Origin of the sequence: Mesorhizobium sp. C432A, assembly GCF_030323145.1 — a bacterium.
GTDB lineage: Bacteria > Pseudomonadota > Alphaproteobacteria > Rhizobiales > Rhizobiaceae > Mesorhizobium.
On the sequence record NZ_CP100470.1, the window covers coordinates 5,379,762 to 5,393,219 of the forward strand.

The 13,458-nt window shown below is 60.8% G+C and carries 8 protein-coding genes, 1 tRNA gene and 3 pseudogenes; 6 read left to right on the plus strand and 6 right to left on the minus strand.

The annotated features are described in order from the left end of the window. The first annotated feature begins 40 nt into the window (after positions 1-40). Positions 41-946 (plus strand): DMT family transporter, encoded by a 906-nt coding sequence (locus tag NLY33_RS26525; RefSeq protein WP_023705403.1) that lies wholly within the window; start codon positions 41-43, stop codon positions 944-946. Between the two features lie 36 nt (positions 947-982). Here the strand turns inward: NLY33_RS26525 and NLY33_RS26530 are convergent. The 3 genes and pseudogenes from NLY33_RS26530 to dapA form a co-directional block, all read right to left on the minus strand. Beyond that, positions 983-1,737, minus strand: a pseudogene (locus NLY33_RS26530) (glycoside hydrolase family 25 protein). 67 nt (positions 1,738-1,804) lie between these two features. Continuing rightward, a complete protein-coding gene (smpB, locus tag NLY33_RS26535) occupies positions 1,805-2,284 on the minus strand; it encodes an SsrA-binding protein SmpB (RefSeq protein WP_023687280.1) in 480 nt (159 codons plus the stop codon). 25 nt (positions 2,285-2,309) lie between these two features. After that, positions 2,310-3,191, minus strand: a complete 882-nt coding sequence (gene dapA / locus NLY33_RS26540) for a 4-hydroxy-tetrahydrodipicolinate synthase (protein WP_023687279.1) — start codon at positions 3,189-3,191, stop codon at positions 2,310-2,312. Positions 3,192-3,468: 277 nt separating this feature from the next. Between dapA and NLY33_RS26545 the strand changes: the two genes are divergently transcribed. Next, positions 3,469-5,502, plus strand: coding sequence for a lytic transglycosylase domain-containing protein (locus NLY33_RS26545; RefSeq protein WP_023705405.1), 2,034 nt, complete (start codon positions 3,469-3,471; stop codon positions 5,500-5,502). A 276-nt stretch (positions 5,503-5,778) separates the two neighbouring features. Further along, a complete protein-coding gene (locus tag NLY33_RS26550; RefSeq protein WP_023705406.1) occupies positions 5,779-6,681 on the plus strand; it encodes an alpha/beta fold hydrolase in 903 nt (300 codons plus the stop codon). Between the two features lie 59 nt (positions 6,682-6,740). Here the strand turns inward: NLY33_RS26550 and NLY33_RS26555 are convergent. Next, positions 6,741-7,817: pseudogene (locus NLY33_RS26555) on the minus strand (tyrosine-type recombinase/integrase). A gap of 241 nt (positions 7,818-8,058) precedes the next feature. Next, positions 8,059-9,237, minus strand: a complete 1,179-nt coding sequence (locus NLY33_RS26560; RefSeq protein WP_023708431.1) for a porin — start codon at positions 9,235-9,237, stop codon at positions 8,059-8,061. A gap of 463 nt (positions 9,238-9,700) precedes the next feature. Between NLY33_RS26560 and NLY33_RS26565 the strand changes: the two genes are divergently transcribed. The 3 genes and pseudogenes from NLY33_RS26565 to NLY33_RS26575 form a co-directional block, all read left to right on the plus strand. Next, positions 9,701-9,791: transfer RNA gene (locus NLY33_RS26565), tRNA-Ser, on the plus strand. A gap of 261 nt (positions 9,792-10,052) precedes the next feature. Beyond that, on the plus strand, positions 10,053-10,295 hold the full coding sequence (locus tag NLY33_RS26570; RefSeq protein ID WP_023670218.1) for a GIY-YIG nuclease family protein: 243 nt from the start codon (positions 10,053-10,055) through the stop codon (positions 10,293-10,295). 123 nt (positions 10,296-10,418) lie between these two features. After that, positions 10,419-11,587, plus strand: a pseudogene (locus NLY33_RS26575) (porin); the annotation flags it as partial. A gap of 168 nt (positions 11,588-11,755) precedes the next feature. Here the strand turns inward: NLY33_RS26575 and NLY33_RS26580 are convergent. After that, positions 11,756-13,435, minus strand: a complete 1,680-nt coding sequence (locus tag NLY33_RS26580; protein ID WP_023705408.1) for a tetratricopeptide repeat-containing sulfotransferase family protein — start codon at positions 13,433-13,435, stop codon at positions 11,756-11,758. Positions 13,436-13,458: the final 23 nt, after the last annotated feature.

Sequence of the window (13,458 nt, forward strand, 5' to 3'; positions counted from 1 at the left end):
AGGAAGTACCCTTCCGCTGGCAGGATCGAGCGGGACAAGAATGCGCGTGACAGAGGACCGAAACACGAAGCCGGCAATCCTTGCTGGCCTGGCCATGATCGGCATCTACGCCGTGCAGTTCGTCGCCGCCCGCTTCAGCCTGCGGGAACATCTGACCGCGACCGATTTGGCAACGTTGCGCTTTGCCGGCGCCGGCATGGTCATGCTGCTGGTCGTCTGGAGAAACGGCCGGGCGACTGGCAAGGCATTGGGCTGGAGGCGTGCCTTGACGCTGGCGGCACTGGCCGGACTGCCCTACCCTATCATCATCAATTGGGGACTGACCTATGCGCCGGCAGCGCATGGTGCCGCACTTTGCCCTGCCTCGATCGTGTTCTTCTCATTCGTGCTGTCGCGCATCGCCACGAGGGAGAAAACCTCGCGCCAGCGAACCATCGGCGTCGCAGCCATCATCGCCGGGCTGATCCTGTTCATTGCACCCGTGCGCACTGGCGGCGGCATGAAGGATGTCCTCTTCGGCGATCTTCTGTTCGTCGGATCCGGCGCGATGTTTGCCACCTATGCCGTTCTCGTGCGGCGCTGGCGCGTCGATCCGGTTGCGGCGACCGCAACGGTGGTGCTGCTGTCATGCGTGCCGCTGCCGTTGCTCTATTTCTTTGCCCCAAGCGGCCTCCGCGCGGCATCAGTGGCCGAGATTGCCAGCCAGATCGTCATTCAAGGGTTTTTGGCAGGTGCGGCCGCCATGTTCCTGTACACCTATATCGTCCGGCAGCTGGGGTCGCAGGCGGCATCGCTGTTCATGCCATGCGTGCCGATCGCAACCGTGCTGATCGCGATGACGGTGCTCGGCGAGACGCCGACCGGCGCCCAGTTCGCCGCCGTACTGATCATGGCCGCGGGGATGGCTTTTTCGGCTCTTTCCAGGCCTGTTCCCAAGCCTGCGTAAGACTGCGGATGCCAAACTCAAGGCCAGCTGATTCGTTCAAGGCGATGGAGGCTTTTGCGAAGAGAGCGATGCGGGCGCAGCAAATAGCTCGGCCAGCGTTTGCTGCCCACCCTGCAGGACGTTGAGATCGACATCGCCCTCGATCCCGTCGACACGGCCCATATTGTGGTACTGCCAGTAAATCCAGCCGTCCTCGCTCGGCTTGAACGCCAGCGAGCGCAGCCAGCGCTGCCGCACAGCCATCTGTCCGGCATAGGCGTCCTCAGCCTCGTCGGTCAGGTAGATGATCGCCGGCTTGCCGAACGCAGCTTCAACCGGTCCGAGGAAGGCCTGGAGTTCCGCGCTCAGCTGCTCCGGCGACGGGCGTTGCGGGCAGTTGCCGCCGAATTCGATGTCGACGACCGGCGGCAGCAGCGGCTGGTCGTGCGGCACCACCGCGATGAAATTTTCGCCTGGTCGGCGCCCGGCCGGCAGAAGGTGAAGAAGTGATAGGCGCCGACGGCGAGGCCGGCCGCGCGCGCCTCGCGCAGATTCTTGGCGAAGGCATCGTCGACATGGTCGCCGCCCTCGGTCGCCTTGATGACCGCGAAGGCGACATCGTCGGCGGCAACGCGCCGCCAGTCGATCTCACCCTGATGATGGGAAACGTCGATACCCCTGACCGGATAGCTGTCACGATCCGGCGAGAACGTCCGGAAATAGAAGATGCCGCCTGCGGCGACGATGCCGGCGAAGACCAGACTGGCCGCACCCCAGAGGATGATCCGGTTCTTCAAGCCTTCCCCCGTCATGTTTTGCTGTTGCAGCTGTTCGAAACTTGAAAGCCGATGTCTGGCTTTTCTGGGGCTGCCTGAGATTCTAGCCGCGTTCCTTCATGAGCCGGCCCTTTTCGCGCGACCAGTCGCGCTGCTTTTCGCTCTCGCGCTTGTCGTGCAGTTTCTTGCCGCGGCCGACGGCGAGCAGCAGCTTGGCACGGCCCTGGTCGTTGAAGTAGATTTTCAGCGGCACCAGCGTCATGCCTTCGCGGTCGATGCTCTGCGCCAGTTTTGCCATCTCGCGCTTGTTGAGCAGCAGCTTGCGGCGCCGCCTGGGCTCGTGGTTGAAGCGGTTGGCCTGCAGATATTCCGGCAGATAGGAGTTGATCAGCCAGATCTCGCCGCCCTCGACCGAGGCGTAGCTGTCCTGGATGTTGGCCTGACCCTGGCGCAACGACTTGACCTCGGTGCCGGTCAGCACAAGGCCGGCCTCGACCGTGTCGAGCACCTCATAGGAAAACCGCGCCTTGCGGTTTTCCGCAACGGTCTTGTTGTTGGGATCGGCTTTTCTGACCTGGTTCATGATGCGGAGAGGTGGCGCCTCATCCTTAATTTATCAAGCCGGCGTGTTTCATCGCCGCATCGATCTTCTCGGCGGTCGACGCCTCGATGGTCACCAGCGGCGAGCGCACCACGTTCTCGACCTTGCCAATTTTCGACAGCGCGTATTTGACGCCGCACAGGCCGGGCTCGAGGAAGATCGCCTTGTGCAGCGGCAGCAGACGGTCCTGCAATTCCAGCGCCTTGGCGCTGTCACCGGACAATGTGGCTTCCTGGAATTCGGCGCACAGCCGCGGCGCGACATTCGACGTCACCGAGATGCAGCCGACGCCGCCATGGGCGTTGAAGCCGAGCGCCGAGGCATCCTCCCCTGAAAGCTGGATGAAATCCTTGCCGCAGGTGGCGCGCTGTTCGGACACGCGCTCGACCTTGCCGGTGGCATCCTTGACGCCGACGATGTTCTTGAAGTCGTGCGCCAGCCTGCCCATCGTCTCCGGCATCATGTCGATCACCGAGCGCGGCGGGATGTTGTAGATGATGATCGGCAGCTTGGTCGCCCTGGCGACGGCGGCGAAATGCTCGTACAAGCCGCGCTGTGTTGGCTTGTTGTAATAAGGCGTGACCACCAGAGCGGCGTCGGCGCCCGCCTGCTCGGCATACTGCACCAGACCGACCGCTTCAGCGGTGTTGTTTGAGCCGGCGCCGGCGACGACCGGAGCGCGGCCCTTGGCCACCTCGATGCAGACCTTGACGACATGGCGATGCTCGTCATGCGACAGCGTCGGCGACTCGCCGGTGGTGCCGACCGGGACGAGGCCCGTCGTGCCCTCGCCAAGTTGCCATTCGACGAAGGCGCGAAAGGCTTTCTCGTCGAAACGCCCGCTCTTTTCGAACGGTGTCACGAGCGCAGTAAGCGAGCCTCTCAGCATGTCGTCCAACTCCTTGGAACTTGTTTGTTTATGCATGTCGTCGTCCCAAAACCGGTTCCCGCTTTTGGGCGACTGCATCGGGCGCCTTCTAGCCGAAAGCGAAGCCGCGCACCATAGTCTCGACACTGTTGCGCGGCAAGCATGCCGATGGTGCCAGCAAGCGCAATTCGAACGGCCTCGATAACCCTTTGTTTACGGGCTCTTCACGACCTAAGTCTAGGCTCTCGGGCACCTGGGCTTGCCATCTAAAGTGCCGCAACAGGGAAAGATCAGGATCATGCCGGCCGGTCGGCCACTCCGCTTCATATTGCTTGGCGCCGTTGCCCTGCTGATAGTGGGGACGGCGGCAAACGAGAGCGTCGACGAGCAGACGACCTCATCGATCCCGATGCCCGACATGCAAGACAGAGCGCAGACCGATGCGCCCTCCCCCAGTATCGTCGTGCTGAAAAGCGGTCTCGACGCATTGGCGACCGGCGATATCGCCGCGGCGCGAGCCGTGCGCGAAACATTGCCGGCCAATTCGCTGGACCGCCATATCCTGGCCTGGGCAATCGCGCTCTATGGCGGCGACCATGTGCCGAGCAGCGAGATTGCCGATACCGCAAAGATGCTGCCGAACTGGCCGGGCACCATGACCTTGCGCAAGAACAGCGAGCGCGCGCTCTACCGCGAAAGCCCGTCGCCGCAGACCGTGGTGAAAGCCTTTGACGGCAGCCAGCCGCTGACCTTTCAAGGCGTGATCATCCTTGCCCGTTCTTATGTAGCTCTTGGCAACACCAAGGCTGCGCTTTCCGTGCTGTCGCCATTCTGGCGCACCGAGAAGCTGGAAGCCAGGGACGAGGCGGCCGTCAGCAAGGAGTTTGGCGCCATCATTCCGGCTGCCGACCATCGTTTCCGCATGGAACGGATGTTTTATGCCGACCGGGAGAATTCGGCACTGCGGGTCGCAGCCCTTGCCGGCGCGCAACCGCTGGCCGATGCCTGGGCCGCCGCCTCGCGTGGCGACAAGAACGCGGCCAAGCTGTTGAAAGCGGTGCCTGCCGCGCAGCAATCGGCCGGCTATTTCTTCGCGCAAGCCGAATATCTGCGCAAGCAGCGGAAGTTTGCGGACGCCGCCGCGGTGATGATGAAAGCGCCAACGAACCGCGACGCGCTGGTCGATCCCGATGCCTGGTGGGTCGAGCGCCGCGTGCTGTCGCGCGCACTGGTCGACCAGGGCGACTGGAAGACCGCCTACAAGATCGTTGCCGCGCATGCCGCCGAAAGCCCCGCCAGCGCCGCCGAGGCCGAATTCCACGCCGGCTGGTATGCGTTGCGCGGCCTCAACGATCCTGCGACGGCCTCGACCCATTTTGCCCGCATCGCCGATCTCGCGCAGGGACCGATGTCGCTGTCACGCGCCTATTACTGGCTTGGCCGCGCGGCGGAAGTCGGCGGTCCCGGCAATGCGAAGGATTATTTCACCAAGGCGGCAGCCTATGGCACCACTTTCTACGGGCAGTTGGCGGCGGAACGGGTTGGCTTGCGCACGCTGAACATCGTCTATCCCGAGCCAAGCACTGCCGACCGCCAAAGCTTTGACGGCCGCGAAGCCGTCAGCGCCATCAAGCGGCTGCAGGAGGCGGGCTACGACCGCTATGCCGAGACGCTTTACCGCGACCTCGCCGGGCAGTTGACCAGCCCCGGCGAGCTGGCGCTGCTTGCGGTGCTGGCGGAAAAGCAGGGCAATCATTTCATGGCGCTGAAGATCGGCAAGATCGCCGGCGCGCGCGGCATCGATGTCGGCGCGCTGTCGCATCCGCTGGGCGTCATTCCCGACACCGCCGACATATCCGGCTCGGGCAAGGCGCTGGCCTATGCGATCGCCCGCCAGGAAAGCGAATTCAATGTCGGCGCCGTCTCCAGCGCCGGCGCGCGCGGCCTGCTGCAGCTGATGCCGGGCACCGCCAAGCAATTGGCGAAGAAGGCAGGACTGAGCTTTTCCCAGGATCGGCTGACCAGCGATGCCGGTTACAATGCGACGCTGGGGGCTGCCTTCCTTGGCGAGCAGCTCGACCGCTTCGGCGGCTCCTATGTGCTGACCTTCGCCGGCTACAATGCCGGCCCTAACCGCGCCAGCCAATGGGTAGCCAAGTACGGCGACCCGCGCGGCAAGGGCATCGACGCCGTCGTCGACTGGATCGAGCGAATTCCCTACACCGAAACAAGAAGTTACGTGCAGCGCGTGATGGAGAATTACGAGGTCTACAAGATGCGCATTTCGGGGAAGTACGATATCGTTGGGGATTTGGTGAACGGAAGAGGCTGAGGCCGCAGAGCTGTCGCCACGGGCAGACGTTGGCGATCCTTCGCGCCCCCCTTGCCGGCCATCTCCCCCACGAGTGGGGAGATCAGCTGTCATTGCCGATTTCGCCGATCTCCAACGTCGAAGGAAGGGCGTAGCGCCTGAACCGCCAATCTCCCCCCTCGTGGGGGAGATGTCTGGCATTTCCAAGAGTGTCAGCTTGCCGACAACCCTCGATTTGACCGCTCCCACCCTCGCCTGTAGCAGACGGAGACAATCCGGACAGGGAGTCCTTTTAATATGTTGAGCACCGACGGCTTCTCCGACTTTTTCTACACCGCGCCGGACGGGCTCAAGCTTCACGCCCGCGTCTATGGCGAGACCAATTCGGCAGACTGGCAGGTCGTTTGCCTGCCCGGCCTGACCCGCAACGCGCGCGATTTCCATGAGCTGGCGCTTTATCTGTCGCAGCGAACCGACAATCCGCGCAAGGTCATCGCCTTCGACTACCGTGGCCGCGGCCAGTCCGCTTACGATCCTGATATCTGCCACTACAATGTCGGCATCGAAGCCGGCGATGTCCTCGCCGGACTGGCCGCTCTGAACGTCGAGGAAGCGGCCTTTATCGGCACCTCGCGCGGCGGGCTGATCATCCACGTGCTCGGCGCGCTGCGGCCGGCCGCGCTGAAAGCCATCGTGCTGAACGACATCGGACCGGTGATCGAGGCCGCGGGGCTCGCCTATATCCAAACCTATCTCGACCCGGCACCGAAACCGAAGAGCCGCGCTGAGGCGATCGATGCCCAACGCGTCGCTCACGGCGCGGATTTTCCCGCTCTGACCGCAGCGGATTGGGAGCGGATGGTGTCGGCCCTCTACCGCGAGACGGACGAAAGCCTCCTGCTGCCGGATTTCGACACGCAGCTGGTCGAGACGGTGGCGGGCCTCGACCTCAGCAAGCCGTTGCCGGATCTGTGGCCGCAGTTCGAGGCGCTGGCGGCCATACCTTTGCTTGCCATTCGCGGCGCCAACTCGAAACTCCTGTCGGCCGACACACTCGACGAGATGCAAAAGCGTCATTCCGGCATGGAAGCGATCACCGTCGAGGGCCAGGGCCATGCGCCCTTCCTGGAGACAGGCAATCTGCCGGGCGCTATCGCGGCTTTCCTGGATGGAGTACCAAATGCGGCCCAGAAAAAGTAAACCCCAAGATCAAAGATGATCCTGGGGTTGCCGAGGCAGTATATGAAAGCCTTGGGTAACTATTTGGCTTTCGAGCTTTTCCGGGGCGCCTTGGGTGCCTTCGCCGCTGCCGCTTTACTTTTTTGAGCAGGCGCTGGCACTGAGGCCGTGGTCAGCGGCGATGCGAAGGCCGAGCTTTTTCCATCGCCGGATAACCCCTCGCCGCGGGGCGTTTCCAGCACGACAACGCAGCCGTCGAGATCGTTGGTGGCCAGATGCGCATAGCGCATGGTCATCGAAAGCGTCTGGTGACCGAGCCACATCTGTACGCGGCGGATGTCGATGCCGCCCTGGACCAGACGCGAGGCACAGGTGTGACGCAAGATGTGCGGCACCACCTGATCGTCGGCGCCGAGACCGACTTCGGCCTTGGCATCGTTCCAGATGGCGCGAAACTGTGCCTGGCTGAGTTTGGTGAACGGACCCTTGGGCCGGCGGCCCTCCGAGGGCGGCAGTTTGATCACCTCTTTGACCCGCTCGGTCATCGGGATGGTGCGGCTGCGGCCGGATTTGGTGATCCAGAACGAGACGCGGTGTTCCTGGATGTCGTTCCAGATCAGCCCGAGCGCCTCGCCGAGACGGCATCCGGTGTCCACGAGAAAGCACGAAAGACGGTAAGCATCCTCGCTGCGGGTCCTGATGGCGGCGAACAGCCTTGCTTCTTCGTCCCTTTCGAGGAAACGAATCCGTCCCGCCCGCTCCTTCTGGCGGCGGAACTCGGGCAGGCTGTGGATATCCCCCATCTTGTAAGCCTTGCGCAGCAGTTTGCTGAGGGCAGCCATCTTTCGATTGATGGTTGCGTTGCTGTTGCCGCGCTGGCGCAAGGTGCCGATAAGGTTGTCAAGGGTGCTCTGGTCGAAGGCGCTGAACCGTTCTCCGAGGAGAATCTCGTCTATTTCGCCGATGAAGGAGCTGACATTGTATTTGTGCCGTCCATCATCCCACAGTATGTCTCGGTATGCTGAAAAAAGGCTCTCCGACCCGATGCGACTTTACTTCTCTGATCTTGTTTAGCTGTATCTTATCTTCGCATTTTGAGAAGAGAACATTGAGAAATGTTCGGAGGGGTCACCCTCTTGTATCGCGTCGATGGTCATAAATTGCCACACCCCCGAGTGGATAGAGTCAGACCTACCCGCTTGGAAGCGTCCTTTCAAGAGATTTAATCACGCGGTTGTGAATTCATCCGCCCATCAGCGGATCCCACGAACTCACCCTACGGACTGTTCAGCTGCCGATTCCCCCTGTTCCTTCTGCTTGTCTTGACCCAGTCACGAAACAAAAACAGCCCGGACGTTGAAGCGCCCGGGCTGGTATTCACCTGTTTAAAGCCAGCCCTTAGAACGAGCGCTGGAAGCGGAGCATGCCGCCAAAGTTGCTCTTCTTGTCGGCATTGGTCCAGTTGTGGTTCGTGCCGTCGGTATCGGCCTCATCGAAGCTGCCTGCATTGAGGTAGTCAACTTCGGCCGTGACCGTGAAGCCAGGAACAACGTCGTAGGCGATGTTCGCGGCAACGCCGAGGTTCTCACCTTCGTCATACGAGACCTGGACGTTGAACGAAGTCTTCTCGTTGATGGTGTACGTGCCACCACCCCAGACTGCCCAATTGCCGTCCCACTGCTTGTAGAAGCCGCGGCCGCCAGCTGGCAAGGTATAGGTCGGATCCGAATAATTGTCGTCGGTGCCGTAGCCGCCCATGATGAACAGCGACAGGTTCTGCATCGGGGTGATGTCCAAACGAACCTTGCCGGCGACTTCTTCGTAGTTGCTGTCGTAAGCGAGCACGCCGGTGATGGCGCCCCAGCCCTGCGTGTACTTCACGCCGCCGACCACATGCGGAACGTAGCTGTCGATCGTACCGACGCCGTAGTCACCGAACGAGCCGCTGCCCGAACCTTCTTCGAGAGAGATCACGGCGGAGAAGCCGTTGCCAGCGTCGAAATAGTACTGGATGACGTTGGTGTCGAAATCGCCGTAGGGAACCAGCGTATCCTGGATGACGTTGCCGGCGTAACCGATGAACGTGTTGAAGGCCGATTCGTCCTTACCGACACGGAGACCACCGAGCTGGATCCAGGCGAAGTTCAGCGAGGCGCCCGTGTTGCCAGCAGGATTGCCGTATTCGGTGGCATAGCGGTTGCCATTTTGGAAGTTGAAGCGGGTCTCGGTATAGGTCTTCAAGGTGCCGAGTTCGGTTTCCTGGCCGGTCCAGGTCTTCAGAGCGAAGCGGGCCTTCTTGCGCCAGGTATCCTGAGCGTCGCCATCCTTCACGTCACGGCTCTCCGCGCCATCGAACGAGCCGACGTCGCCACCGCTGATGTCATAACGGACATAGCCACCGATGCGCAGGCAGGTTTCGGTGCCGGGGATGTAGAAGTAGCCCGAGCCGTAAACGTCGCAAATCTTGACGTATTCAGCCGGTTCCGGCTCGGCGACGACGACGGCGTCGGCGGCGCGCGCACCGGAAACTGCGATCAAGGCCGCAGCGGAGCCGAGGAGAAGGCTCTTAATGTTCATTTTCTGACCTCCAGTCAAAAGTTAAAAAACGGGTCTGGGTATTCTTTGCTGAAGGACAGCGTTCCCTGCCCCATCCCCACTACCGAAAAAGATGCGCACCGCGCCGCTCCTTCGAAATCGACATTACCCATGAGGCGGCGGCGTTCAACCACGATCGTACCGGCGAAAGGGCTATGCGGGCGCTATCCCCATGCGTTGTTGCACAAATGACACGATTTGGCCTCAGTCAGAAAGCTCTCATTAACTATCGAAGGGCCCGGAAGCCTTTGCCGCAGCGCCCGAATGCGGCCGAATCCGGCGAGGAACGGCCGAGATTGCGGCCATGTCGCCGACTCGCCAGCCAGGGAACCGCCGCAGATTCGCCGCATGAAAAGGCGGCGCTGCGGCCGAATCCGGAATTTTCAGAGATAATGACGTCGGCTTGTTGATTGTGCCGGCGCTTTTCTTTATCCAGCGGCGCAACGGAGAGGTGGCCGAGTGGTCGAAGGCGCTCCCCTGCTAAGGGAGTAGAGGTCAAAAGCTTCTCGTGGGTTCGAATCCCATCCTCTCCGCCATCCTGCTTCGCTCTTCGAGCTTCGCAGGACAAGCCCAACCCTCAGCGCGAAGCAGGATGGCGGAGAGGATGCCCTCCGAAGCCTTGGCGTAGGAGGGGCGTGTGGTGTGCTACGTGCCGCACAGCGTAAGCCCAGAGAATCCCCTGCAAAATTCGATTGGTCCTGCTTCGCTCTTCGAGCTTCGCAGGACAAGCCCACCTCAGCGCGAAGCAGGATGGCGGAGAGGATGCCCTCCGAAGCCCCGGCAAAGGAGAGCAGCTCATGTGGTATGTGTATCTTCTGGAGAGTACGGCTGCGGAAGGCGAACGCTATATCGGCATAACGACGGACCTGAAACGACGGCTCGTCGAGCACAATGCGGGGAAATCCAGCCATACATCCAAGTTTCTGCCGTGGCGGATCGTCACCTATATGGCCTTTTCGAACCAGGCCAAGGCAGCTTCATTCGAGCGCTATCTCAAATCCGGTTCAGGGCATGCTTTCGCCAACAAGCGCCTGTGGTGATGGCCGCATCACCTGCCGCAAAGGTCCATTATTTCAATAAACTTCAACAATAACAATTGGTTACAGAGAAAACGCCTGTCGCCGGCTTCACTGTCTTGTTCGATTCTGGCTGGAGGTCAGAAAATGAACATTAAGAGCCTTCTCCTCGGCTCCGCTGCGGCCTTGATCGCAGTTTCCGGTGCGCGCGCCGCCGACGCCGTCGTCGTCGCCGAGCCGGAACCGGCTGAATACGTCAAGATTTGCGAACGTTTACGGCGCCGGCTACTTCTACATTCCCGGCACCGAAACCTGCCTGCGCATCGGCGGCTATGTCCGTTACGACATCGGCGTGGGTGATGTCGGCCGTTCGACGGTGCGAGGTCGTTCGACCATAAGGATGGCGACGAGCAGGATACCTTCTACAAGAATGCCCGTTTCACGCTGAAGACCTGGACCGGCCAGGAAACCGAGCTCGGCACCTTGAAGACCTACACCGAGACCCGCTTCAACTTCGGCAACCGCAACGGCTACCCCTCGGCAGACGATCCGACTACCGAAGCAGACGAGTTCAACTCCAACCCTGCCGGCAACAAGAACGTTTCGCTGAACTTCCCCTGGATCCAGCTCGGTGGCCTGCGCGTCGGTAAAGACGAATCGGCCTTCGACACGTTCATCGGCTACGCCGGCAACGTCCTCCAGGATACGCTCGTTCCCTACGGCGACTTCGACACCAACGTCGTCCAGTACTACTTCGATGCGGGCAACGGCTTCTCGGCCGTGGTCTCTCTCGAAGAAGGCTCGGGCTTCGACACCATCGACAGCTACGTTCCGCATGTCGTCGGCGGCTTGAAGTACACGCAGGGCTGGGGCGCCATCACCGGCGTCGTCGCGTACGACAGCAACTAGGAAGAAGTCGCCGGCAAGGTGCGTTTGGACATCACCCCGATGCAGAACCTGTCGCTGTTCATCATGGGCGGCTACGGCACCGACGACAATTTGACGGACTCGAGCTATGCGATCGACGCCGGCGGCCGCGGCTTCTACAAGCAGTGGGGCGGCAACTGGGCTTTCTGGGTGGTGGCACCTACACCATCAACGAGAAGACCTCGTTCAATGCCCAGGTCTCGTATGACGAATGGAAGAATCTCGGTGTTGCCGCCAACATCGCCTACGACGTTGTTCCCGGCTTCACGGTCACGGCCGAAGTCGACTACCTCAATGCAGGCAAGTTCGACGACGCCAATTTCTCCAACTTCACCAACGCCGACAAGAAGAGCAGCATCGGCGGTCTCCTCCGCTTCCAGCGCTCGTTCTACCAGGCAGAGCCTGGCTCAAAATCGAACCCGGCGGGCAACCGCCGGGTTTTTTGGTCCGTCGCACCTTTTTCAGACCTTGCAGGTGTCGACCACCTTCTCAACGGCTGCCCAGATTGCCGGAAAGGCGACGCGGTGTGCTCATGATGCCTGGATTCCAGATTCAGATCAGATATCGGCCAAATCGCCGAGGGCCTCAATCAGCGGCTGGATCTCGCTTTCGTAGTTCTTCCACCGCTTGACGGACGACGTATAGATAGGCTGGCGGACCTGCCAATCGCTGTAGGTGTTTACAGAGCCCCCCCTGTCAAAAAAGCGCAAGCAGGCATCGTGCCAAGGCAGTCCGAGATAATCTATGAGCCGGCGCGACTGCTTCTCTTGATTTTCAATCAACGTCTCGTACCGGTTTTCAAAGATACGGCCCGGGAAAATCTTGTCCCAATGCCGCATCAGGCGATCGTACTCCCTGTAGTAAAGTCCCAGCGTCTCGAGATCGGCGCTATAGCTATGCGCCGTACTGAACTGCAGGACAAAGCAAGAGATGCAGTTGTCGATGGCGTCGCGGCGACAATGAATGACACGCGCATTGGGAAAAAGAATGCCAATCAGGCCGACCAACTCGAAATTATGCGGCATCTTGTCGACAATTCGAAGCGCATCGGGCGCTCGCTCGCGCAGGTAGGCAACGTGCTCCGCAGCCAGCATCGTCGACAACTCAGGCGTCATCAATGCGAGCGCTTCCCTGGGGTTTACGTCGGAACCATACCCAAGATCGATTCCATTCGATATGCGTCTAAGCTTGGTTAACTCTCCAGCGCCATGAACAGCGGGGTGGCTGGCGCAGATCTGCTCAGTCAGTGTTGTGCCCGAGCGGGGCATCCCGACAACGAACACAGGGACCTCCGAGGTATTACCGCGAGCAGACCTTGAAGCCACCAGTTCCGGTGTAAAGGTTTCGATCAGGGCGTCGACCCAGCGACGGTAGGATTGCAGATCGAATCTCTGGCCGCCGGCCTGATTTCCTTTTTTGAAGTGATCCATCGCCTCCTTGTAGCGGCGGAGGTCATTGAGCAGTTTTCCGGCGGCGTGATGAAGCGCCGGCGCCCCTTCCGATCCGTGGTTGGGGTCTTGAAGTTCCGTCAGGATCGCCTCAAGTTCTGGCGGCTCTTCGGCGAATTTGCGCGTGCGTACAAGCGCGTTGTAGGCAGCAGGTATCGCAATGCGTCGTTCTATTGCCTCTTTCAGATGAGTCGCGGCTTCGTCCATACGGCCGAGACTTGCCAGCGCGCGAGGCAACCCTAACCGGGCCGCGGGATGATCTCGATCGACCCTGAGCGCCTTCTCGTAGAGAGGCAGCGCCATTTCCCCCTTGTCAAACGAATTGTATGCATCACCCAAGGCGCAAAGCGCTTCCACAAGATCCGGCTTCAAAGCCAGTGCGTGCTGAATGTGTTTGATCGCCGGCGTAAACTCGCTGAGCCTCAAATAGGCTTGACCGAGGCTAAGGTGGTAGTAGGGATTTAGAGGCTCCTGCGCGATCGCCCGACCAAAATACCGCAGGACCTTCTCGTCGTCGTACCCGATGCCCAGCGTCCCTAGTACGTAGAGGGCCAGTGGATGTTCCGGCGTTCTCGCCAGAACGCGATGACAGAGTTCTTCCGCCTCAGGCAATCGATTCTGTTGCTGGAACTCGAGCGCCTGCCTCAACATCATATCGTTAGCCTGAGCGCGAGACGGAGCCGCCATTGCGGGCTGAAGTTTCGGTTGCCCGACCTTCGGCGGTGCGCCCTTCGGTGCTGGTTGGGTTTTAAGGTGCTTGGCCCAAGCGGGCGGCAATCGGTTGCTCATTCTATCTCGCTAGCAAAACGGAT

What these genes read in the sequence shown, in the direction of transcription:
- NLY33_RS26545 (WP_023705405.1), top strand. Translation starts at nt 3,469, where the DNA reads ATGCCGGCCGGTCGGCCACTCCGCTTCATATTGCTTGGCGCCGTTGCC.
- smpB (WP_023687280.1), bottom strand. Translation starts at nt 2,284, where the DNA reads ATGAACCAGGTCAGAAAAGCCGATCCCAACAACAAGACCGTTGCGGAA.
- NLY33_RS26570 (WP_023670218.1), top strand. Translation starts at nt 10,053, where the DNA reads ATGTGGTATGTGTATCTTCTGGAGAGTACGGCTGCGGAAGGCGAACGC.
- NLY33_RS26580 (WP_023705408.1), bottom strand. Translation starts at nt 13,435, where the DNA reads ATGAGCAACCGATTGCCGCCCGCTTGGGCCAAGCACCTTAAAACCCAA.
- NLY33_RS26550 (WP_023705406.1), top strand. Translation starts at nt 5,779, where the DNA reads ATGTTGAGCACCGACGGCTTCTCCGACTTTTTCTACACCGCGCCGGAC.
- NLY33_RS26560 (WP_023708431.1), bottom strand. Translation starts at nt 9,237, where the DNA reads ATGAACATTAAGAGCCTTCTCCTCGGCTCCGCTGCGGCCTTGATCGCA.
- NLY33_RS26525 (WP_023705403.1), top strand. Translation starts at nt 41, where the DNA reads ATGCGCGTGACAGAGGACCGAAACACGAAGCCGGCAATCCTTGCTGGC.
- dapA (WP_023687279.1), bottom strand. Translation starts at nt 3,191, where the DNA reads ATGCTGAGAGGCTCGCTTACTGCGCTCGTGACACCGTTCGAAAAGAGC.